This window comes from Mycobacterium sp. 20KCMC460 (assembly GCF_022179425.1).
In the GTDB taxonomy this organism is placed as follows: Bacteria; Actinomycetota; Actinomycetes; order Mycobacteriales; family Mycobacteriaceae; genus Mycobacterium; species Mycobacterium kiyosense.
Genome location: NZ_AP025524.1, coordinates 3,437,079 through 3,458,092, shown reverse-complemented (window position 1 = coordinate 3,458,092; position 21,014 = coordinate 3,437,079). Strand labels below are relative to the sequence as shown.

General features: G+C 66.1%; 22 protein-coding genes. 10 read left to right on the top strand and 12 right to left on the bottom strand.

Annotation, left to right across the window (positions count from 1 at the left end):
* Positions 1–114: 114 nt before the first annotated feature.
* The 6 genes from MKCMC460_RS16025 to MKCMC460_RS16000 form a co-directional block, all read right to left on the bottom strand.
* Positions 115–540 (bottom strand): PIN domain-containing protein, encoded by a 426-nt coding sequence (locus MKCMC460_RS16025; protein ID WP_238304553.1) that lies wholly within the window; start codon positions 538–540, stop codon positions 115–117.
* Positions 531–737, bottom strand: coding sequence for a DUF2191 domain-containing protein (locus tag MKCMC460_RS16020; RefSeq protein WP_238304551.1), 207 nt, complete (start codon positions 735–737; stop codon positions 531–533). The genes MKCMC460_RS16025 and MKCMC460_RS16020 overlap by 10 nt, the downstream gene beginning before the upstream one ends.
* A gap of 426 nt (positions 738–1,163) precedes the next feature.
* Positions 1,164–1,544 (bottom strand): type II toxin-antitoxin system VapC family toxin, encoded by a 381-nt coding sequence (locus MKCMC460_RS16015; RefSeq protein ID WP_238304550.1) that lies wholly within the window; start codon positions 1,542–1,544, stop codon positions 1,164–1,166.
* The gene (locus MKCMC460_RS16010; protein WP_238304549.1) at positions 1,541–1,798 is read right to left on the bottom strand and encodes a CopG family transcriptional regulator; all 258 of its coding nucleotides are present in this window, start codon (positions 1,796–1,798) and stop codon (positions 1,541–1,543) included. Before MKCMC460_RS16010 ends, MKCMC460_RS16015 begins: the two co-directional genes overlap by 4 nt.
* Before the next feature lie 231 nt (positions 1,799–2,029).
* Positions 2,030–2,275, bottom strand: coding sequence for a hypothetical protein (locus MKCMC460_RS16005; RefSeq protein WP_238304548.1), 246 nt, complete (start codon positions 2,273–2,275; stop codon positions 2,030–2,032).
* Between the two features lie 336 nt (positions 2,276–2,611).
* Entirely contained in the window at positions 2,612–2,983 is a 372-nt protein-coding gene (locus tag MKCMC460_RS16000; protein ID WP_238306009.1) for an FHA domain-containing protein, read from the bottom strand.
* A gap of 230 nt (positions 2,984–3,213) precedes the next feature.
* Between MKCMC460_RS16000 and MKCMC460_RS15995 the strand changes: the two genes are divergently transcribed.
* Entirely contained in the window at positions 3,214–3,552 is a 339-nt protein-coding gene (locus MKCMC460_RS15995; RefSeq protein WP_236983339.1) for a hypothetical protein, read from the top strand.
* Between the two features lie 164 nt (positions 3,553–3,716).
* Here MKCMC460_RS15995 and MKCMC460_RS15990 read toward each other — a convergent pair whose 3' ends face one another.
* Positions 3,717–4,340, bottom strand: coding sequence for a TetR/AcrR family transcriptional regulator (locus tag MKCMC460_RS15990; RefSeq protein ID WP_238304547.1), 624 nt, complete (start codon positions 4,338–4,340; stop codon positions 3,717–3,719).
* Positions 4,341–4,450: 110 nt separating this feature from the next.
* On the opposite strand from MKCMC460_RS15990, the gene MKCMC460_RS15985 reads away from it, so the two are divergent.
* Entirely contained in the window at positions 4,451–5,122 is a 672-nt protein-coding gene (locus MKCMC460_RS15985; RefSeq protein ID WP_238304546.1) for a hypothetical protein, read from the top strand.
* A gap of 177 nt (positions 5,123–5,299) precedes the next feature.
* Positions 5,300–5,590 (top strand): hypothetical protein, encoded by a 291-nt coding sequence (locus tag MKCMC460_RS15980; RefSeq protein WP_236983345.1) that lies wholly within the window; start codon positions 5,300–5,302, stop codon positions 5,588–5,590.
* A gap of 119 nt (positions 5,591–5,709) precedes the next feature.
* Here MKCMC460_RS15980 and MKCMC460_RS15975 read toward each other — a convergent pair whose 3' ends face one another.
* Positions 5,710–6,243, bottom strand: coding sequence for a ZIP family metal transporter (locus MKCMC460_RS15975; protein WP_236984115.1), 534 nt, complete (start codon positions 6,241–6,243; stop codon positions 5,710–5,712).
* Positions 6,244–6,633: 390 nt separating this feature from the next.
* Here MKCMC460_RS15975 and MKCMC460_RS15970 point away from each other — a divergent pair, with 390 nt between their 5' ends.
* From MKCMC460_RS15970 to MKCMC460_RS15950, 5 genes are all read left to right on the top strand, one after another.
* Positions 6,634–8,109, top strand: a complete 1,476-nt coding sequence (locus MKCMC460_RS15970) for a biotin carboxylase (protein ID WP_236984117.1) — start codon at positions 6,634–6,636, stop codon at positions 8,107–8,109.
* 11 nt (positions 8,110–8,120) lie between these two features.
* Positions 8,121–9,302: a serine hydrolase domain-containing protein gene (locus MKCMC460_RS15965; RefSeq protein ID WP_238304544.1), complete on the top strand. Its 1,182-nt coding sequence runs from the start codon at positions 8,121–8,123 to the stop codon at positions 9,300–9,302.
* A 54-nt stretch (positions 9,303–9,356) separates the two neighbouring features.
* Complete coding sequence (locus MKCMC460_RS15960) at positions 9,357–9,908, top strand: FKBP-type peptidyl-prolyl cis-trans isomerase (protein ID WP_370652827.1); 552 nt, start codon at positions 9,357–9,359, stop codon at positions 9,906–9,908.
* Positions 9,909–9,936: 28 nt separating this feature from the next.
* On the top strand, positions 9,937–10,929 hold the full coding sequence (locus MKCMC460_RS15955) for an alpha/beta fold hydrolase (protein WP_238304543.1): 993 nt from the start codon (positions 9,937–9,939) through the stop codon (positions 10,927–10,929).
* Between the two features lie 164 nt (positions 10,930–11,093).
* Positions 11,094–12,047 (top strand): diguanylate cyclase, encoded by a 954-nt coding sequence (locus MKCMC460_RS15950; protein WP_236983349.1) that lies wholly within the window; start codon positions 11,094–11,096, stop codon positions 12,045–12,047.
* On the opposite strand, the gene MKCMC460_RS15945 is transcribed toward MKCMC460_RS15950, so the two are convergent.
* Positions 12,044–12,274, bottom strand: a complete 231-nt coding sequence (locus MKCMC460_RS15945) for a DUF167 domain-containing protein (RefSeq protein ID WP_236983351.1) — start codon at positions 12,272–12,274, stop codon at positions 12,044–12,046. The two genes, MKCMC460_RS15950 and MKCMC460_RS15945, sit on opposite strands and share 4 nt — an antisense overlap.
* 79 nt (positions 12,275–12,353) lie before the next feature.
* Here MKCMC460_RS15945 and MKCMC460_RS15940 point away from each other — a divergent pair, with 79 nt between their 5' ends.
* Both MKCMC460_RS15940 and MKCMC460_RS15935 read left to right on the top strand, forming a co-directional pair.
* Complete coding sequence (locus tag MKCMC460_RS15940; RefSeq protein WP_236983353.1) at positions 12,354–13,277, top strand: class I SAM-dependent methyltransferase; 924 nt, start codon at positions 12,354–12,356, stop codon at positions 13,275–13,277.
* 54 nt (positions 13,278–13,331) lie between these two features.
* Positions 13,332–14,180: an aldo/keto reductase gene (locus MKCMC460_RS15935; RefSeq protein ID WP_236983355.1), complete on the top strand. Its 849-nt coding sequence runs from the start codon at positions 13,332–13,334 to the stop codon at positions 14,178–14,180.
* Positions 14,181–14,199: 19 nt separating this feature from the next.
* On the opposite strand, the gene MKCMC460_RS15930 is transcribed toward MKCMC460_RS15935, so the two are convergent.
* The 3 genes from MKCMC460_RS15930 to hrpA all read right to left on the bottom strand — a co-directional run bounded on the left by MKCMC460_RS15930 (position 14,200) and on the right by hrpA (position 20,988).
* The gene (locus tag MKCMC460_RS15930; protein WP_236983357.1) at positions 14,200–15,444 is read right to left on the bottom strand and encodes an osmoprotectant NAGGN system M42 family peptidase; all 1,245 of its coding nucleotides are present in this window, start codon (positions 15,442–15,444) and stop codon (positions 14,200–14,202) included.
* A gap of 82 nt (positions 15,445–15,526) precedes the next feature.
* Entirely contained in the window at positions 15,527–17,044 is a 1,518-nt protein-coding gene (gene zwf, locus MKCMC460_RS15925; RefSeq protein WP_236983366.1) for a glucose-6-phosphate dehydrogenase, read from the bottom strand.
* Between the two features lie 44 nt (positions 17,045–17,088).
* Positions 17,089–20,988 (bottom strand): ATP-dependent RNA helicase HrpA, encoded by a 3,900-nt coding sequence (gene hrpA, locus MKCMC460_RS15920; RefSeq protein WP_236983368.1) that lies wholly within the window; start codon positions 20,986–20,988, stop codon positions 17,089–17,091.
* Positions 20,989–21,014 lie beyond the last annotated feature (26 nt).

Genomic DNA, 21,014 nt, shown 5'->3' with positions numbered 1-21,014 from the left:
AGCCCGCCAAAGCCTGGCACAACCGAATACGCGGAAATCGAATATGCAGGGTTAACGGTAAACCACCGCAGATTGTACTGCGCGCCAATGGGTTTCACTTCCGCCTGCCCCGATCTAACTGATACTGCCCCGTTCCAACACCCACCGATGCTGGAAGGGCAAGACCTCGGCAGCGATCTCGAAATCAGCGTCGTAGTGGAGCAGTGTCACGTCATGGGCGTGGGCAAGGGTGGCGATCAGCAGGTCCGCCATGCCGACGGCACGATGCCGACCGGTGCTGGCCAGCGACCGCTGCGCATCCAACGCCGCCCGCCAGTGTTCATCATCGGTCGGCAAGTATTCGTATGCGAGGCGGCGATCTGACCACAACTGCGCGTAGTCCGCGGCGGTCCGGGCGCTAGAGAGTGCCTCAGCATCGAGTTGAGCGGTGGTTGCAACCAATCCGGCCTCGATAAGCGGAGCGAGCCGGTCGGCAACCTCGGGGTGTGTCATCCGTGCTGCGGCACTGGTGTCGATGAGATACCGCGCCACTACCGCCACACATCACCTCGTTTACCAGGGTCCGCCATCTCCCCCATGCCGCCGGCCTTTAACCATGCGACCTGGCGCGCGCGAGCAGACGCCGCAGCCGCCAGTTGCAGCGCGATGCGGACGGTATCCGATACGCCCGACGTCTTAAGTTCCTTCTGCGCGGCGGCCAACAGGTCGTCATCGAGGTCAATCAAGCGCTTTGTCATCTCGACACCCCATGCATATATACGAATCGCGATTTGAGTATATACTCGCGCGTCATCAGGCGACCACGCATCCCCACGGGACTGGTGATCAGCCGTCCGCGAATCTGGTTGGTGCACTGAGTCTTTGCCTTGATAGCCGATCTCCGAGCTACTCGCAGGCAGCGGACGGACGCCACGATGCCGTCTCGGGATTTCGGCACGTCAGCCCGATCAGAGGCCACCGCTTGGGCTGCCCCGTAAGCGTCGACGGGATCAGACTTGCCGTTGCACGCCGTGTTGCGCGGTCGGGACGGTTGACCTCAAGCGCCGCCAGTTCCGTGAACGTGTCGTGTCGCGTGCCCTGCCTCAATCTGGTTGCCGGTTTTGCTGAAGCAACCTGGCGGTCGCGGAATCTAGCGCTTCGTCTCACTGTATTTGGCGGCCCATTCAGAGTCTGAATGGCGGCCGCAGGTTCTTGAACATCGGGAAATGCTTCACGTTCAGCGTCGCCGGCTCATAACCCTTGACGTCGGCGGTCGCAGCAACCAGATAGTCACCCAAACCGATACCGCTATGACTCCGTTGATACCGGCGCATGAAGTCACCGGCCCGCCGCGCGATGATCTCGGTGGCCGGTTCGGCACGAAACGACGCGAGCAGCTGCCATACCTCGCGCCGCTCCGCGCTGCGCATCCCGCCGACCAGTTCGCTAATCGACACCACGCTGATCGCTAACGGCCCCTCCCCCCGAGCATCACGAAGCCAATCACGCGCCGCGGCCCTGCCACGGAGGTGGGCGATGAGGATGTCTGAGTCGACCAGCATCATGACGTGTGGCGCCACATCCGCTCGAGATGCTGCTCGCGGCTGCCGGGTCGACGATCGGGTGCCTCGACATCGCGCAGAACGCCGAACGAATCGTCAATCGCTTTGAGGTCGGCAGCAAGGTTGTCGTCTGCGTTGTTGAGAGCGCGATCCAACAGCTGGCGAATGAGCTCGGCGCGGGAAATGCCTTGTTGCTCGGCCAACTTGTCGAGGCTGATTGTCTGGGCCTCGTCGAGATAGATATTGGTGCGCTTCATACACCATAATATACACCATGCCTGCGGCAGGGTCCCTCCGACGGGCGCTCATAACGCATCTTTTGGATTCTGAAATATTCTGTGCAGCAGCTAGTTTGATCGCTGACGCATTGGCCGATAATCGAGGAGGCGCGCGCCTGAGAATGTGATGTCCAGGTCGCCGGCGGCGGTACGCAGGTCTAGCAGCTGAATGCCGCGCAGGGACTCCTGGTGCGGAATTCTTACCCGCTGCTATCCGACGGTCAAGATAGCGCCCGCGGCGACGCCGATCACCGCCACCAGCGCCACCAAAATCACCGAGATCGCAGCGCGCACGATCTCTTCTTCCGTCAGTCGCCAGCGCGGCTTCGATTCGACAGGGCCGGTTTTCCCCCGGCAGCCGAATGCGTTCACTGTTGCCACCGCCAAGAGGACGTCGTCGTGCCCATAGGGGGCGTCTGTCTCGACTGGGTCGTGCGCGGCGATTGCGGTCGTCATATCAGCCCCCTAGCTTGCGGACACCGAAAGGCGTTCCTGTGGAATGTCGAAAGATTCGGCCTTCTCGTAGTCAAAGATAAGAGTCCGGGATCACGATTGCGGTAACGATCCTTAACGGTCGCAGCACACCGTCGTGCTCCGCACTGACCGGCGAGCCGTGCGAGCCCCCGTCGAGCTGCCAACGGAAAAAAAGACCTCCCCCGCTCGGAGGGACGAACAAATCGAAACAAACGTGGAGCGTTGCCGCTCAAGTGCGCTGGTTCCCTTACACCCCAACCACTTTCATCCGACGCAAGTGGCCTCCGTGACCCGGAGCGCCCCCAAAAAAACCTGCGGTCATCTAGCCCGCAGGAACATAAGTCGGAACTGGCCGATCGTGATCTCGTCACCGTTATGGAGCTCGGCAGAGTGCACCAGTTCACGATTGAGATACGTACCGCCGCGACTGTCGGCGTCGATCAGTCGAAATTGACCGCCATCGCTAAGGAATTCGGCGTGATGGCTGTCGACGGTCACATCGTCGAGCATGACGTCGCTGGCGGGATGGCTGCCGACGGACGTGGCAGGTCGGTCGAGCAGGAATCGCGACCCCACGTTGGGTCCACGTTTGACGATCAGCATCGCCGCTCCGCTCGGCAGGCCTGCCACGTGGCGCATATGCGCCATGCTGCGCCTTCTGGCAGCCACCCGCCAGCCATCGCCCGGCATCTCGCCGCCGACCGCCACGAAGACCGACCCGTCGACGAGAGCAATTGCCCAACCGGGCCCGCCGGCGCGACGCCGAAAAATAGGGAAAACGCCTGATGGAACGACGCCGGCGACCGCCGCACACTGCTGGGTACCGACTTGAGTCGCACACCGCGCATCCATCCGGAGCCAGTGAAACGCAGGTCGCACGAATCCAAGAAAGGCGCAAGGCCATGCGGCATCGCTATCAAATGAGGACGCTTATCGTCCGCGCGCTGGTCTCAGGTGGCATCGCGGCGGCCGGCGTCGGTCTGAGCACGGGCCCTGCTCAGGCCGCACCGCTCGGTGGCGGGCCGTGGACGTGGTGCCCGGGAGATCCGCTGGACGGTGCCATCCACACAGCCACCGGGCGCGGCTCGCCTCCCCCAGGCACCGATTGGGATACGAGTCGCTGCCATACCTGGTGGAGCGTCTTGTGGGGGCACGGCAACGTCGGCCCCTCGGTGTGGGACGGGCCCGATCCCCCACCGGCCGAGGCGACGAACAAGCCACCGTGCGGGTTTCCCTTCATGTGCTCGGGAACCCCGTGACGGTTGGTACCTGGTGCGTGGCGCACTTGAACTCGGGCGTGCCACAACCTCCGGCGGGCGTCCTCGTATGTACGGTGAAAATGCTGATTGACCGCGCATTTGGGGTCTTTCGCGCTCGGACGACTATCGGGCGTCCTCGTATGTAAAGGCTTTGCTCTTCGGGCCTAATCGCCAGACGCCTGCTGCGCCAGCTGGCCCATGATGACGATGCCGCGCACGACCTGTGCCGCAAGGGCAAAGGCGTCGGTTTCGAGATGTTCGGACAGATTGGCAGTCAGCGCCAGGGTTGCAAAGCCATGCGAGGCGGACCACCCCGCCAACACCAGCCCGCGCACATCCTCTTCGGTGACGGCACCCGGCCGGTACGCCTCGAGGCTGGCTCTGGCGGTGCCGTAGAGCACTCCGAATGCGGCGGTGCGCGCCGCCGCCAGAGCTTCGTCGTCGCCCCGGTAGAGCTTGGGCCGAAACATCACCTCGAAGTAGCCGCGGTGGGTGAGCGCGAACTCGATGTAGGTTTGTCCGCCGCGCACGAACCCGTCGGGGCCTGAGGCGACGGCCCCGATCTTCTCTGCCGCAATTCGGAATCCCTCGGCGGCCACCGCGGTGAAAATTCCCGCTTTGTCACCGAACTTGTAGGCCAGTGCGGCGTGTGAGACACCAGCCCGACGTGCGATGCGTCGCATGCTCACTGCCGCCACCCCGACGGTCTCCACTTCCTCCACCGCACCGTCGATGCCGGCCCGCTCGAGCTGTCCGTGGTGGTAGTTCCTCGGTGGGTCGGCCGGCATGACGACGGAGTCTATCGGACAATCTGACCATTGATAAGTTCGTTGATGTGGTGCAGTCTTACCATTGGAAGAAAATTGACCTGTGGTAAGACCATCGCGCGGGGGTACTGATGGCCAGCACAAACGGTGCGGGGCAAACGGAAGTGGCGCGCTGGGCCGGCACGCTGGGCATCGCCATACCGGCGGCCGCCATCCCCGCTTATCCGATCTGGTCATTTCCGCCGACGCACGCGTCAGGTGCCGACATCGCGCACTGGGCGTCGGCGCATCACGACCGACTGGTCATCGCGCAGGCGCTCTACACCGTGGGCGTCGGATGCTGGTTCGTCTTCGGTGCCGGTGTATGGAGTCGGCTGCGCAATCGACTTCCGGCTGGATCGCAACTGGCCGCGGCTTTCGGCACGGGATTCGTCGGGCTGGTCACACTCATCCTCGCCGGATTCGCCGCATTCGATATTCTGCTCTACCGACCGCGCAGCCCTGAGCTGTCGGCGCTGCTCTACGACCTCAGCTTCGGGCTGCTGGCGATGTCCGGCATCCCCACCGTGGTGGCGTTGGGTGCGTTCGCGATCGCGGTGTACCGCCACCGGGTACTGCGGCTTTCGACCGCTCACCTGGCGGTCATCGCCGCAGCCGGGCACATACTGCTTCTCGTCGCGTTCATCGCGCCGAGCGGACCGCTCTCGTTGGAGGGGTTTCTCGTCGTCTGGTGGATCCCAATTCTGCTGTTCGTCTGGATCGGCCACACCGCGCTGGCGATCAACGCGAAGGCCACCTCCTGACCCAGGCTATCTCTGTGTGCCGCAGGGATTTCCGAGGTGAGCTCGCCGGGCCCCCAGAGCAGACCAACGACACTTGACCGTGGGACTTTCGACCGTACCGGCCCGCCGCAGCGAGCACTAACGTCGTTGGTGTCCAAAGAAAATATCGACACAGAAGAACAGAGAAGAAGGCGAAAAATGACGCAGACACTAAAGCCCAAGACAGTCGAACGCCAAGAGACTGATCTGGTCGACGAGCTGCGCGAAACGGCCAAAGCCGGTCAGCATGCCGCAGGTGAGGCATTGCGTAAGTTCCGTCAGACAGTTGACGAGGTCATCCCCGAGGCCGTCCAACCGCTACGGACGAAGCTCGTCGACGCGGCGATCGAACTCGCCGACAAGCTCGTCACCGCGCAATACGACTTCCACCGCAGTCTCGTTCGCAGCGCGGACCGCGTGTTGAGCAAGTCGGACGACGAACACCAGTAGGCGTTCCTTGGTAGCCGGCCGGCGACATGCCGGCCGGCTCATCAGCCAGTAACAATCGGAGCGCGACGCGAACCAAAGCCGTTGCACGGCAATAACTGCCGACACCAATTGCCGGCCACCTAGCTCGCCAGTCCGACGATCAACAGCATGAACAGGACACCCCCGATCGTGCACGCCAGCGTGACGCCGGCGCGACGCCCGGTCTGTGTCCTGGGCAGGATGTCCGCGCTGGCCAGGTACATCAGGAAACCCGCGAAGAACCCCAGGTAAGTGTCGAGCACACGATGCGGGATGGTCACCACAAGTGTCAGGGCCGCACCGATCACCGGTGCGGCGGCATCAGCCGCCAATAACGCCAACGCCTTTCGCCGGTCGTTCCCGTAGAGCCGCGTGACGGTGTAGGTGTTGAAGCCGTCCGCGAAATCATGGCCGATCACGGCTACGGCGACGACGGCGCCGATCCCGGTCCCCACCTGAAACGCCGCCCCGATGGCGAACCCGTCCATGACGCTGTGACCCACCAGACCCGACGCCGCCAACAGTCCGACGCTGGGAGCATCCGAAACCTCGGCACCGTTCTGGGATCGTCCGCGATGGATGCCTACTGTGCTCTCGACGACGTGCAGAACGAGAAACCCGAGGACGAAGGCCATGAGCGGCACCGGAATTCCGAACCGGCGCCATTCGGGATCGCTCATCGCCTCCGGAAGCAGGTCGAACGTGACCGCTCCGAGCATCAATCCGGCCGCAAGTCCGAGGACCAGTTGGCGATAGGAGCCAATCCGCATCGCGCCCCAGCCGCCCAACCAGGTGGTGATGAAAGACCCGAACGCGATGAGAATGACCACCGTAAAATCTCCTTCCTCGTCGGGTTGACCGACACACGAATTTGCGGTGTCCACTTCGACACGGTGACGGGCAGTGGCGCACACTTGTCGAATGCCGATAAGTCATCTCAACACTGCCGCGCTGATTGCAGCATGCCCGCCCAGGCCGCGCGCAGCGCGCCGGAATCCGCTGTCGACGTCACCGCTTGCAGCGTGATGGGTAGCGACACCGCGCCGGAGCCGCAGCGCCCGCTGAGTGGCCTTTCGGACGTACGCGCGTTCTTTCACACGAACAAGGTGCCGCTGTATTTCATCTCGCCGACCCCATTCAACCTGCTCGGCGTGGATCGGTGGATACGAAACTTCTTTTACCTCACCTACTTTGACTCGTTTGAAGGCAATCACTCGCGCGTGTTCGTACCGCGGCGACGTGACCGGCGTGATTTCGACTCCATGGACGACGTGTGCAGCCACCTGCTGTCCGATCCCGAAACGCTTGAGTTCATCGCGGGCAAAGGTCCGGGTGGCAAAGCCTGCTTCGTCATGATGAACGAGGAAATTCAGGCCCTCGCGCGGCAGGCGGGGCTTGAGGTCATGCACCCGCCGATCGAGCTGCGCCAACGGCTGAGCTCCAAGATCGTCATGACGCGCCTGGCCAACGAGGCGGGCATTCCGAGCGTGCCCCACGCGATCGGTCGGGCCGGCTCCTACGACGAACTGCTGGCGCTCGCGCAAAACGCCGGACTAGGAGACGATCTCGTCATCTCCGTCGCTTACGGAAACGCCGGCAGCGGGACATTCTTCGTGCACGGTCAACACGACTGGGACCAGCACGCCGGTGACCTGACCGCGCAGCCAGAAGTCAAAGTCATGAAGCGCATCCGCAACGTCGAGGTGTGTCTCGAGGGCGCCGTGACCCGGCACGGCACCGTGATCGGGCCGGCCATGACGAGTCTCGTCGGTTATTCCGAGCTGACTCCGCACCGGGGCAGCTGGTGCGGCAACGACGTCTGGCGCGAGGTGCTGCCGCCCGCACAGACGCACACCGCACGCGAAATCGTCGGAAAGCTGGGCGACGTCATGCGCCGCGAGGGCTATCGCGGCTACTTCGAAGTGGACCTCCTGCACGACCTCGACTCCGATGAGCTATACCTCGGCGAGGTGAACCCGCGCCTCAGTGGCGCCAGCCCGATGACGAACCTGACCACCGAGGCCTACGCCGACATGCCGCTATTTCTCTTTCACCTGCTCGAGTACATGGACGTGGACTACGAGCTCGACATCGACGCCATCAACGCGCGCTGGGAGCGCGGCTACGGCGAGGACGAGGTCTGGGGCCAGGTGATCATCACCGAGACATCCCCGGAAATCGAGCTCTTCACCGCGACGCCACGCACCGGTGTATGGCGCATCGACGACGATGGCCGGGTCTCCTTCGCGCGCACCGCCAACGACTGGGCCACCCTGCTCGACGGGTCCGAGGCTTTCTACATGCGGGTCGCGGCTCCCGGCGACTTACGTTCCGAGGGCGCCCAACTCGGCGTGCTCGTCACCCGCGGACACCTGCAGACCGACGACTATCAGCTCAGCGAGCGCTGCCGGCGCTGGGTCAAAGGCATGAGGGCCAAGTTCGTCTCGACGCCCCTGACGCCGGCCGCACCGATCATCTCGCGGCTCGTCGCCCGAGCCTGAGCAGCCGCTCAATGAGTTCCATACCGGCTGGTATCTCCTTGGACAACTGGCTGTCGGGGCCCTATGCACGCTGGTCGTTGCAGCACGTCGAAGACTTTGTTCCGACCGCGGTGATCTCCCGCGGGACCGGGCCGGTCGCCACGCTGCCCACCGCCGGCGCGCCAGTGGCCGAGCTCGAGGTGACCAGCAGCCAGGGCGTGGCCACCACCGTCGGCGCAGTGATGGCCGCCACCGCCACCGACGGGTGGGCCGTGGCCCACCACGGATCGCTGATGGCCGAGGAGTACCTGCACGGGATGGGGAACCGGACACGGCACTTGCTGTTCTCGGTCAGCAAATCCCTGGTGGCAGCCGTCGTGGGCACGCTGCACGGCGCCGGTGGGATCGACCTGGACGCCCCGGTCACGGCGTTCGTTCCGGCGTTGGGCGGCTGCGGTTACGCCGGCGCGACGGTGCGACATCTGTTGGATATGAGGTCGGGCATCGCCTTCTCCGAGGATTACCGCGACCCCGCGGCGGAAATTCACCTGCTCGACCAGGCGATGGGCTGGGCGACCCGGCGCAGTCCGCACGCCCCCGCCACGCTGCGCGACTTCTTGTTGACCCTGCGGCGAAAAACCGCGCACGGCGGGCCGTTCGACTATCGGTCGTGCGAAACCGACGTGTTGGGCTGGGTCTGCGAGGCGGCCGCCGGCCAACCGATGCCCGAGCTGATGACCGAACTGCTGTGGAGCCGCCTCGGCGCGCAATGCGACGCCACCATCGGGCTCGACCCCGCGGGTACCGGATTCTTCGACGGTGGCATCAGCGCCTGCCTCACCGACATGATCCGGTTCGGGTCTCTGTTCTTGCGCGACGGGGTCTCGCTGACCGATCAGCAGGTGTTGCCCGAAGCCTGGATCGCCGACACCCTCGACGGCGGCCCCGACTCACGGCAGGCGTTCGCCGCCAGCCCCGACGACACCGGCATGCCCGGTGGCATGTACCGCAACCAGATGTGGTTCCCCTACCCGGGCAGCAACGTGGTGCTGTGCGTGGGCATGTGCGGTCAGCTGATCTACGTCAACCGGGCTGCCGACCTGGTCGCGGCCAAAGTCTCATCGCAGCCGCACTCCGAGGACCCGGGCCCGCTCGCGGACACGTTGCGCGCATTCAATGCGGTGGCACACGAGCTGGCCGGCATCAGCAGCTAACCGGTCCGCAGGGCTGCGGTAAGGGACGGCAGGCCTGGCTGTAGCGTGGCGGCCGTGAATCCCTTACGCGTGTATTCCGCCGTCACGCTCGCAGCGACAGCGCTGCTCCTGCCGTTCGTCGGGCCGGGAACGGCGAACGCCGCCGCCACCTGCCCCACCGCCGCGCCGCCGAGCGGCGGAACGCCCGACTGGACCCTGGCCGGGACCACCGGCAGCGTCGCGGTCACCGGATCGACCGATACGGCCGCTCCGCGGGTGACCGTGACCGCACCGTTCAGCGTGAGCCAGACCCAGGTGCAGACGCTGCACGCCGGAGACGGACCCGTCGTCCCGGCTACGGCCAGGGTCAACGTCTGCTACATGGGCGTCAACGGACGCGACGGCTCGGTGTTCGACAGCAGCTATGAACGGGGCGCACCGGTCGCCTTCCCACTCAACGGGGTGGTGCCCGGCTTCCAGAAGGCCATCGCCGGACAGAAGGTCGGATCCACCGTGGGTGTCGCGATGACCTCCGCCGACGGCTACCCGAACGGTCAGCCCAGCGCCGGGATCCAGCCGGGCGACTCGCTCATCTTCGCGATCAAGATTCTCGACTCGTCCGGCTGAGCTGCGGCAACGAGTCGGCGCCGGACCCATGCTCCGGGTCGTCGCGCGCGCCGACCCGTGGCACGCACGGGTTGCGGCGGCCGGTTTCCGACAGCGGACCACGCGGGTCGGCGAGGTGATGTGGAGTTACGCCGAAGGCCCACCCAGCGGTCCTCCCCTGGTGCTACTGCATGCCCAGCACATGGACTGGTTCAGCTATAGCCGGGTGCTACCCGCGCTGGCCCCCAACTTCCATGTGTTCGCGGTCGACTACCCGGGACACGGTAAAACCGTTGTCCCCGAAGGCTATTCGATGAGCGCCAACCAGATCGGGGCCGATCTGAGCGCCTTCGTCGAAACCGTCGTGACGGCGCCCAGCTACCTCAGCGGTAATTCCTCGGGCGGCCTGCTCGCCGCCTGGCTGGCGGCGCACCGCCCCGAGTGGGTCCGTGCCGTCATACTCGAGGACCCGCCGCTGTTCTCGGCCGAATATCCGCGCATCCGGACGACGATCGCCGACCGATCCTTTGCCACCTGCGCCAATGCGGTCCGCGACGGCGTCGACGACTTCCTGCTGTACTGGATCCACGCCAACCGGTCCTTCTTCACCCGAAACGTCGCGCCCGGATCAGCCGTCCTGCTCACGCAGCTGGTCAAGCTCAACCGGCGAGCGCATCCTGGTCAACCGGTGGACATCGGGCTGCTGCCGAACGACACCGTGCGGCTATTCCTGCGCGGCATGGACCAATACGACCCCCGTTTCGGCGCCGCCTTCCACGATGGCAGCTGGAACGCCGGCTTCGACCATGCCGAGGCGCTCGCCCGGATCCGCTGCCCCGCCCTGCTGGTTCAGGCCGACTTCGCCGTCCTCGCCGACGGCACCCTCGACGGCGCAATGACCCGTGACGACGCGAACCGGGCCCTTTCCCTGCTCGCTGCCGGGGAATATCGCAAGGTCGACACTGGCCACGTGGTGCACCTGGCGGCTCCGAAGACCTACCTGGCAATGGCCGGCAACTTCTTCCGGCGTCTCACCGAATGAGGCCACCTCGGGTCGAGGACCGATACGTTCCCACCTCCTCCCGCCGTCGCAACCACAGCCTGAGAAGGGCATTGGCCGAAAACCGTACCAATCGGGCGCACAATGAAGCCGGCGAACTGCGCAGAACGAGTTCAGGGAGCCCCCGGCGACCTTATCCTTACCTCGTGTCCTGGCATGTGGACCCGCGGCCGTCTGCGCGGCAATGGCATCTGATCGGTTTGATCGGATACCTCAGCATGCTCGGTATCTACGCGCTGGGTGCAGCGCACTACGAGGTCGCCAAACACGACACCCGGCTGCATTGGTTGCTGGGGAGCGCGGCGGTCCTCGCCGTGCTCGGCGCGTCGATCGGGTGGCTACGCGGTTTCCAGGACCGCCGTGCCCTGCTCATCGTGTGGCCGTGGGTAGCGCTTGTCACCACGCTCGTCGTCGGATTGGTGCAGCCTTACGCCACCCGGGACTACCCCGGCACCATCACGATCAACTTCGCCTTCCTGGGCCTGACGCGGCCACGCTGGCGTTCCCTGGCCCTGCTGCCAATCGCCGTTCCGGCGTTGGTGATAGGCGGCGCCAGGCAACTACCCGGTGCATGGCCCAATGTGATCTTGACCGCGATCATGTGGGTTCTGGTCGCCGAAGTACCTGCCTGGCTCATTTCCCAGCTGGAACAGCAGAGCGCCCTGCTGCGCAAGGTCGCCCAGACCGATGCGCTCACCCAACTCCTGGACCGCAGCACGCTGGGGCCCCAGCTTTCGATGCATGCCGGCGAATCGACCGTGGTGCTGCTCGATCTCGACAACTTCAAGCGCTACAACGACCGTTACGGCCACGAGGCCGGCGACGAACTTCTGGTGGCGTTCGCCGACGCACTGCGCTGGTCGGTCCGCAAAGACGACGTGGTGTTCCGCATCGGCGGTGACGAGTTCCTGCTGATGCTCGTCAACGCCGATCGGGCGCAGGCCGAGCACGTCGTCGCACGGCTTCGCGATCATTGGGACGAAGTGAGTGGCAGCGTGGGCTTCAGTGCCGGGATCGCCGCGGGTGAGCGGGACCTGTTGCGGCTCGCCGACGAGCACATGTATGCGGCCAAGCGATCCCGCACGCTGAGTGCCGACTAGCGGCTGACCCGGAAGCGCTTCACCCGCGATGTCGTCCCCGACGCCAATTCGATTTGGCTCCTTGGCAATTGGAGGTGCGCGGCCAGCACCCTGAGCACCGCGTCGTTGGCCTTTCCGTCGATCGCCCGTTCGCGGACGTAGATGGTCAGCTCCCCGTCGGCATCGACCTCGACCAGCGGGCCCTTGCGGCTGCCGGGCTTGACCTTGACGACGACCGTGTCCGTCATACCGGAAGGCTAGCCGCCGCCCAGCGACCCGGGGCCCACGCGGTTAGGCTTGCGCTGTATCGAGGGACGGGAGCAGTCGGTGACATCTGCAGGTTCAGCGCGATCCGAGGGTGACAGTTGGGATCTCGCCTCCAGCGTCGGAGCGACCGCGACGATGGTGGCGGCATCTCGGGCGCTGGCGTCCAGCGAACCGGATCCCCTGCTCGACGATCCATTCGCCGACCCGCTGGTGCGTGCCGTGGGGCATCCGTTCTTCGTTCGCATGCTCGACGGCGAGATACCGCTCGAAGACTCCGAGATGCCTTTCACCTACCAGCAGCGACGTGAGCAGATCACCGTCCGCACCCGGTTCTTCGACGATTTCTTCCGCGCCGCGACCGATGCCGGCATCCGCCAGGCCGTCATCTTGGCCGCCGGGCTCGACGCCCGCGCGTACCGCCTGAACTGGCCCGCGGGCACGGTGGTGTTCGAGGTCGACCAGCCCGACGTCATCAACTTCAAGAGCGTCACGCTGGCCCAGATCGGTGCCGAACCGACCGCCGAGCGCCGTCCGGTCGGCGTCGACCTGCGCGATGACTGGCCGGAGGCGTTGCGGGACAACATGTTCGACGCATCCGAACCGACCGCCTGGATCGCCGAGGGGTTGCTGCCCTACCTGCCGCCGGAAGCCCAGGACCGGCTGCTCGACCACATCACCGCACTCAGCGCGCCGGGCAGCCGGATGGCAACGGAGAACATCACCGACATGAGTGTGTTCACCGACGAGCGGGCGCGCGCTATGCGCAGCGGCTGGCGCAAGCACGGACTGGACATAGACGTCGCCGAACTCGTGTGGCTCGGTCCCCGGCGGCCGGCCGGCGAGCACCTGGAGGCCAGCGGCTGGACGGTGACCCGCTACCCCACCGAGCAGGTCTACGACCGGTACGGCTTCGCGATGCCGGACAACGAGATCCTTGCCGCGTTCCGCAATGCGGTCGGTTACCTCAGCGCCGAATTGGGTTGATCGCGGGAAGTGGGTATCCCCGTCCACAGCCGTAACGGACGAGGAGGAATGAACATGAGTAATGTCCCGTCAATCACCCTGAACGACGGGAACGCCATCCCGCAGCTGGGCTTCGGCGTCTTCCAGATCAAACCGGCCGAGACGGCGGCCGCAGTGCGGTCCGCGCTCGAGGTGGGTTACCGGCACATCGACACCGCGCAGATGTACGGAAACGAAAAGGACGTCGGGCAAGGGATCCGCGACGCAGGCCTCGACCGCGCCGAGGTGTTCGTGACCAGCAAGCTCAACAACGGCTTCCACCGCCCCGACGATGCACGTCGCGCGTTCGAGGACACGCTGAGCGCGCTGGGTTCGGACTACGTCGACCTGTTCTTGATCCACTGGCCGCTGCCGACGCTCTACGACGGCGATTTCGTCTCCACCTGGATCACGCTGGAGGAATTCGCCAAGGAAGGACGCGCCCGCAGCATCGGCGTCTCGAACTTCCAGCCGGCACATCTGGACCAACTGGCCGCCCGATCGCAGACGGTCCCCGCCGTCAACCAGATCGAGGCGCACCCGTACTTCGCCAACGACGAGGTCCGCGCCTACGACATCGAACACGGCATCGCGACCGAAGCGTGGTCCCCGATCGCCCAAGGCAAGGTCCTCGACGATCAAGTGATCGCCGGCATCGCCAAGGCGACCGGCAAAACGGCAGCGCAGGTGGTGTTGCGCTGGCACATCCAGCGCGGCGACATCGTGTTCCCGAAATCGGTGAGCCCCGAACGCATGAGAGAGAATTTCGAGATCTTCGACTTCGAGCTGTCCGGGGACGACATGGCCGCCATCAGCGGCCTGGACCGCGGCGAGGACGGACGCAACGGGCCGCACCCGGACACGTTCGACTACATCCCCGACTGAGCCCGCGGGGTTCAGCGGCTTAGGCCTGCGGACCCGCCGGCGGCGTCGACGGCGGCCAGGTCGTCCCCGGCAGGGCATCCCCGGGATCGCCGTGTTCACCACGCGACAACGGCACCCACTGTTCGGAGGGCGCCGGCTGCTTCGACGACGGGAAGTCGCGCAGTTTGCCCGACGGCTTGGCGTCCCATTGGGCGAACGTCAGCGGAGTCTGCAGCCATGCGTGCAGCAGGTTGTACACGGCCTCCAGAGAATCCATGTGGGTGCGCTCCCAGCCGTGGCTGCCGTCGAGGCCGAAGCCGACCAGCGCAGCCCGGGTTTCCGCGCCGGCCTCGATGGCGGCGGCGGCGTCGGACCGGTAGTAGCGGAACACATCCCGGGCGAACGGGATACCACGTTCGGCGGCGAGCCGGCACAACTTGCGGGTCAGGTGGTAGTCGAACGGGCCGTGCATGTCGGCCATCGGAATGGTCACCCCGTCTTCCCGGGAGAGCTGGCCGGGAGCGCACACCGCGTTGTCCACCGAGACCAGCTCGGCGACGTCGTCGGGCAGCCCGTGACTGGCGCCGTGGCCAACCTCCTCGGTGATGGTGACCATGATGGTGGTCCGGTGCGGCAGCACCACCTTGTTCTCGGAGAAGTTCTTGGCCAGGGTCAGTGCGACCGCCACCCCCGCCTTCCCGTCCAGGTGGCGGGACACGATGAAGCCGTCCGCGGTGAGTTCGGGGCTGGTGATCAACGCGACGAAGTCGCCGACGTTCAGTCCCAGCCGGACCAGATCGTCCCGCGAGCTCACCCGCCGGTCCACCCGAACCTCGACGTGGTCCCAGTCGGTGGGCTGGGTGTCGATCTCGTCGCCGAACGCGTGCCCGCTGGCCTTGAGCGGCAGCACCGTGCCCGTGATGAACTCCTCGGGGTCGTCGATGAAGATCCGCACCCGGGCGCCGGCGGCGAACCGGGCCGAGAAGGTGCCCACCGGCACCAGTTCGAGGCGCCCGTTGTCCTTGAGCCGGCGCACCATGCAGCCGATGGTGTCCGCGTGCACCACCAGCGCACGATCCGTCGTCTTGGACTTCCCGGCCAGCTCGGCGGTCAACGCACCGCGGCGGGTCAGCGAGAAGGGCACGCCGAAGTCGTCCAGGGTGTCGCCGATCAGCTGCATCACCGCGTCGGTGCGCCCCGACGGGCTCGGTGTCTGCAGCAACGCGAGCAGCGTGTCGATCATCCACGCGCGATCGGCTTCGGCCATGGCCGCTTCTTGGCCCACAGAGCTCCCTTTCAACCCAATGTTCGAACGTGTTCCGGCCTCGCCCGGAATCGCGTTCAACCTACTCAGTCGCCCTGGACGGTTACTGTCGGCCCCGGTTGGAGTTGGGCGCCTGGCGCCACTCCCGCTCGAACGGCAACCGCCACGCATTGGGCGCGATCAACTGGTGGATGGCGTTGGGCCCCCAGGTTCCCGGCTGGTACATCTTGGCCGGCGGCGGGTCGTCGAGCAGGTCCTGCGAACGCTCCCATAGCGATTCGATGCCCTCGGCAGTGGTGAACAGTGTGTGGTCGCCGCGCATCGCATCCAGGATCAGCCGCTCATAGGCCTCCAGCACGTCGACGACGGTGTCCACTTCCTGCGAGGAGAACTGCATCGACAGTTTGTCCAGCTTCATCCCCGGCCCGGGCCGCTTGCCGTAGAACGACAGCGAGACCTTCGAGTTGTCGGCGAGGTCGAACGTGAGGTGGTCGGGGCCCTGCGTACCGACCCCCGATCCGGGCGGGAACATGGTGCGAGGCGCCTCTTTGAACGCGATCGAGATGATGCGGATACCTTCGGCCATTTTCTTGCCGGTGCGCAGATAGATCGGGACGCCGGCCCACCGCCAGTTGTCGATGCCGACCTTGAGCGCGATGAACGTTTCGGTGTCGGAGTCCTTGGCCACGCCCTTCTCCTTGCGGTAACCGGCGTACTGGCCGCGCACCACGTTGGACGTTTTCACCGGCAGCATCGAGCGGAACACCTTGTTCTTCTCTTCGCTGATGGCGTACGGCTCGAGCGCCGTCGGCGGTTCCATCACCACGAACGCCATCACCTGAAACAGGTGGGTCACCACCATGTCCTTGTAGGCGCCGGTGTTCTCGTAGAAGTTGGCCCGTTCGTCGAGCCCGAGGGTCTCCGGGATGTCGATCTGGATGTGGTCGATGAAGTTGCGGTTCCAGATGGGTTCGAACAAACCGTTGGCGAAACGGAACGCCAGGATGTTCTGCGCCGCCTCCTTGCCCAGGAAATGGTCGATGCGGAAGATCTGGGATTCCTCGAAGGTTTCGTGCACGAAATCGTTGAGCGCGACGGCGCTTTCCAAGTCGGTGCCGAACGGCTTTTCCATCACCACTCGCGAGCGTTCCACCAGATTGGCCTCGCGCAGCATGGTGATCACGTCACGCGCCGCCTTCGGCGGCACGGAAAGGTAATGCAGGCGGCGCACATTGGGTCCGAGGTTCTTTTCGGCCTGCGCAACCGCCTCGGCCAGTGCCTGCGACCCGGCGCCCTGCGGAACGTAATGGACGATTCTGGCGAAATCCTCCCACTGGTCGGCGTTGAGCTTGTGGGTGCCGAACGACTCGATCGCGTGCTTGGCGATCTTGCGGAACTCGTCGTCGGTGAGATCCTCCAGCGACGTCGCGATGATCTGGATATCGGGTGCGAGCTCGGACTGGTCCAGGTAAGCCAGCCCGGGAATCAGCTTGCGTTTCGCCAGATCCCCTGTCGCGCCGAACAACACGATGACGTGCGGGTCCAGTGCGGCGGTGTCGTGGCGGTGCGGGCGTGCGTCGGTCGCCGGGTAGGAGATTGTCTGGGGTTGTTTGGTGGCCACCCCGCGATACTTCCATCGCCGCGCGGTGTCCGCAGCCCTCCGGGTCAGATTCGCCCGTGCAGGGCGTCGATGGCCCGCATGACCCGCTGCTCGCTGACCGGTCGAGGAGTGCCGAGTTGCTGGGCCCACAAGCTCACCCGCAGCTCTTCGATCTGTCGGGCGATGTCCGTTACCTGGTCCGCACCGGCCCAGGCCGGCGGGAGCGCCTGCACCAGTCGGTCGTAGGCCTCCTGGACGGCGTGTACCCGCTGCATGCGGTCCCGGTCGGCCTGGATCGCCTGGGGCAGCCGGTCGAGGCGGCGGCTGATCGCGGTCAGATAGCGGGTGAGGTCGCCGAGGTGAGCACGCCCGGTGGCGGTGACGAATCCGGGCGGCAACAACCGGTGGAGCTGGGCGCGGATATCGGCGATCGCCTCCGCTTGGGCGGCGGTTGGTTCGGCGGGCAGTCGCAGTTCTACCTCCCGCGCGGCGGACAGCACCTTCTCGACGCGGACCACCATGTCGACGGTGGTGGCGGCCAGATCCTGCGCGACGCGGTCACGCAGCGACGCGAACTCGTCGCGGGTCCACACCGGCCGCGGGACCAGCGCGTCCGTCGCGGCGTCGGCGCAATCCTCGAGCAACGCGGCTACCGACCCGTCGCGGTTGCTGCCCAGCGTCAGCCGGGCACGTGGATCAAGTTGCCGCTCAACGGCTTTCACTGGCGACGGGATGCTGAGTCGCAGCAGCCGGCGCAGGCCGGGATGGATGGCGCCGCGTTGCTCGACCTCGGTGGCGAAAACGCGCACGTCGACCTCGTTGCCCGCGTCGACGAAGGCGGGAAACCCCCGCACCGAGCGGCCGGCGACGACGCGCTCGACGACGCGAGGCAACTCCGTCAAGTCGTCGGGCCACTGCCGCAACCCGGAGCGCTCCACGCCGGCAACCGCGTGGGCGACCGCCGCCCGTGCCGGCGCCGCGAGTTGCTCCTGCAGTGCCCGCAGGTTCTTGCCGCGGGCGACCTCGCTGCCGTCGGCGGACTCGACGGCGAACGTGACCCGCAGATGCGGCGGCAGCTTGTCCAATGCGAAAGCGTCGATCGGAACCAGAATGCCAGTGCGGCGGCGCAATTCGCGCTGCACCGACTCCAGCAGCGACGCGCCGGAAGGCTCGATTCCGGCCAGTACCGCGCGCGCCGTGTCGGGTGCGGGAACGAAGTTGCGCCGCAACTCTTTTGGCAGGGATCGGATCAGGGCGGTAATCAGTTCCTCACGCAGCGCCGGTACCTGCCAGGCGAATTCGTCGCCGCCGAGGCGGGCCAGCACATCGATCGGTACGTGGACGGTGACGCCGTCGTCGTCGGCACCGGGCTCGAAGCGGTAGGTCAGTGGCAGCGCGGCATCACCGGTGCGCCAGGTGTCGGGGCGATCGTCATCACCGGTATCGCTGCTGTGCAGCAGATCTTCGCGGGTGAAGGTCAACAGATCCGGGGTCCGGTGCCGCTGCTTCTTCCACCACCCGTCGAAGTGCCGGGCCGAGACGACTTCGGCGGGGATGCGGGCGTCGTAGAGCGCGTAGATGTCGTCGTCGCCGACGAGCAGGTCGCGGCGCCGCGCCCGCTCCTCCAGCTCCTCGAGTTCGGCTCGCAGCCGGGCGTTGTCGGCGAAGAAGTGGTGGCGAGTGTGCCAGTCGCCCTCGACCAGTGCATGGCGGATGAATAATTCGCGCGCGACCGCCGGCTCCACGCCCCCGTAACCCACCCGGCGACGCGCGATCAGCGGCAACCCGTACAACGTCACCCGCTCATAGGCCAGCACCTCGCCGCGCTTGGCATCCCAGTGCGGCTCGCTGTAGGTGCGCTGCACCAGATCGCCGGCGATCCGTTCGACCATCTCCGGTTGGATACGGGCCGCGGTGCGCCCGTATAGGCGGCTGGTCTCCACCAGCTCCGCTACCACCACCCAGCGCGGTGGCCGCTTGCCGAGCGCTGACCCGGGCGCAAGGACGAACCGGGCATTACGTGCGCCCAGATACTCGCGCGCATCCTCGCGGCGCAATCCCACGTGAGACAGCAATCCGGCCAGCAGCGCCGCGTGGATCTCGGCCTGGCCGGCCGGCTCGTCGGATTCGTGGATGCCGAGGTCGCGGGCGATCCCGCGCAGCTGCCCGACCAGGTCCTGCCACTCCCGGATACGCAGGTAGTGCAGGAAATCGTTGCGGCACATCCGTCGAAAAGCGCTGCCGGACAGCTCTTTACGTTGCTCGCGTAGGTGTTGCCAGAGATTGAGGTAGGCGACGAAGTCGGAGTGCTCGTCGGCGAACCGGGCGTGCTTCTGGCGGGCCGTCTCCTCCCGGTCGACCGGGCGCTCCCGCGGATCCGGGATGGTCAGGGCCGCGGCCAGCACCAGCACCTCGCGCACGCATCCCTCGGTCTGGGCCTGCAGGATCATCCGGCCCAACCGTGGGTCCACCGGCAGCCGCGCCAGGCGGCGGCCCAGATCGGTGATCGCGCCCTGCCGGTCGAAGGCGCCGAGTTCCTGCAGCAGCTGCACACCGTCGCGGACGCTGCGCCGGTCCGGGGGGTCCAGAAACGGGAAGTTCTCGATGTCGCCGAGTTGCAGCGCCGCCATCTGCAGCAGCACCGCGGCGAGGTTGGTGCGCAGGATCTCCGGTTCGGTGTAGCGCGCCCGGGTGCTGAAATCCTGCTCGGAGTAGAGCCGGATGCACACCCCGGGCGCCACCCGACCGCACCGGCCGGCCCGCTGCGCCGCGGATGCCTGCGAGATCGGTTCGATCGGCAACCGCTGCACCTTCAGCCTGCGGCTGTAGCGCGAGATGCGGGCGTTGCCGGGGTCGACGACGTAGCGGATCCCGGGCACCGTCAGCGACGTCTCGGCGACATTGGTGGCCAGCACCACCCGGCGCCCGGTATGGGACGCGAACACCTTCTGCTGGTCGGCGGTTGGCAACCGGGCGTAGAGCGGAAGCACTTCAGTGTTTTCCAGATCGGCCAAAGCCTCTGCGGTGTCCCGGATTTCGCGTTCTCCGGACAGGAACACCAATACGTCGCCGGGCGGTTCGGCCTGCAACTCGCCGATCGCGTCGACGATCGCCTCGATCTCGTCGCGGGTCTCGGTGCGCACGATCTCGTGGTCGGGGTCGTCGGGTTCATCCTCGAGTGGCCCGGTGTGGATCGGAACTTCCAACGGCCGGTAGCGAATCTCGACCGGGTACGTCCGCCCGGATACCTCGACGATCGGTGCGTTGCCGAAGTGCGCGGCGAAGCGCTGCGGCTCGATGGTCGCCGAGGTGACGATCAGCTTCAAGTCCGGCCGGCGCGGCAACAGCTCGCGCAGGTAGCCCAGCAGGAAGTCGATGTTCAGGCTGCGTTCGTGGGCCTCGTCGAGGATCAGGGTGTCGTAGCGCAGCAGCCGGCGGTCGCGCTGGATCTCGGCCAGCAGGATCCCGTCCGTCATCAGCTTGACCAGCGTGCGGTCGCTGACCTGGTCGGTGAAGCGAACGGTGTAGCCGACCACGTCGCCCAGCGGACTGCCCAGCTCGTCGGCGATGCGCTGCGCCACCGTGCGGGCGGCCAGCCGCCGCGGCTGAGTGTGCCCGATCACGCCGCGGACGCCCCGGCCGACCTCGAGGCAGATCTTGGGTAGCTGGGTCGTCTTGCCCGAACCGGTTTCCCCGGCCACGATCACCACCTGGTTACCCGCGATGGCCTCGGCGATGTCCTGTCGCCGCTCGCTGATCGGCAGGTCGGGATAGCCGATCACCGGGACCGCGGCCCGCCGCGCCGCCACCAGCGCCTCCGCGTCGGCAATCTGCTCGCCGAGCTGACGCAGCTTCTCCGGCCCGGCGCCGCGCACGTTGCGCAACCGCCGCCGCAGCCGGTCCGCATCGCGAACGGTCAGCTCGTCCAGGCGTCTGCGCAATTCCGCGACGGACGATTCGGGCACTCGCGACAGGATAGGCGTCCGGCGCG

What these genes read in the sequence shown, in the direction of transcription:
- MKCMC460_RS16015 (WP_238304550.1), bottom strand. Translation starts at nt 1,544, where the DNA reads ATGATGCTGGTCGACTCAGACATCCTCATCGCCCACCTCCGTGGCAGG.
- MKCMC460_RS15965 (WP_238304544.1), top strand. Translation starts at nt 8,121, where the DNA reads ATGAGTTCCATACCGGCTGGTATCTCCTTGGACAACTGGCTGTCGGGG.
- MKCMC460_RS15980 (WP_236983345.1), top strand. Translation starts at nt 5,300, where the DNA reads ATGACGCAGACACTAAAGCCCAAGACAGTCGAACGCCAAGAGACTGAT.
- MKCMC460_RS15985 (WP_238304546.1), top strand. Translation starts at nt 4,451, where the DNA reads ATGGCCAGCACAAACGGTGCGGGGCAAACGGAAGTGGCGCGCTGGGCC.
- MKCMC460_RS15935 (WP_236983355.1), top strand. Translation starts at nt 13,332, where the DNA reads ATGAGTAATGTCCCGTCAATCACCCTGAACGACGGGAACGCCATCCCG.
- MKCMC460_RS15990 (WP_238304547.1), bottom strand. Translation starts at nt 4,340, where the DNA reads ATGCCGGCCGACCCACCGAGGAACTACCACCACGGACAGCTCGAGCGG.
- MKCMC460_RS16010 (WP_238304549.1), bottom strand. Translation starts at nt 1,798, where the DNA reads ATGAAGCGCACCAATATCTATCTCGACGAGGCCCAGACAATCAGCCTC.
- MKCMC460_RS15975 (WP_236984115.1), bottom strand. Translation starts at nt 6,243, where the DNA reads ATGGCCTTCGTCCTCGGGTTTCTCGTTCTGCACGTCGTCGAGAGCACA.
- MKCMC460_RS15970 (WP_236984117.1), top strand. Translation starts at nt 6,634, where the DNA reads ATGGGTAGCGACACCGCGCCGGAGCCGCAGCGCCCGCTGAGTGGCCTT.
- MKCMC460_RS15955 (WP_238304543.1), top strand. Translation starts at nt 9,937, where the DNA reads ATGCTCCGGGTCGTCGCGCGCGCCGACCCGTGGCACGCACGGGTTGCG.
- MKCMC460_RS16000 (WP_238306009.1), bottom strand. Translation starts at nt 2,983, where the DNA reads ATGCCGGGCGATGGCTGGCGGGTGGCTGCCAGAAGGCGCAGCATGGCG.
- MKCMC460_RS15995 (WP_236983339.1), top strand. Translation starts at nt 3,214, where the DNA reads ATGAGGACGCTTATCGTCCGCGCGCTGGTCTCAGGTGGCATCGCGGCG.
- MKCMC460_RS15945 (WP_236983351.1), bottom strand. Translation starts at nt 12,274, where the DNA reads ATGACGGACACGGTCGTCGTCAAGGTCAAGCCCGGCAGCCGCAAGGGC.
- MKCMC460_RS16020 (WP_238304551.1), bottom strand. Translation starts at nt 737, where the DNA reads ATGACAAAGCGCTTGATTGACCTCGATGACGACCTGTTGGCCGCCGCG.
- MKCMC460_RS16005 (WP_238304548.1), bottom strand. Translation starts at nt 2,275, where the DNA reads ATGACGACCGCAATCGCCGCGCACGACCCAGTCGAGACAGACGCCCCC.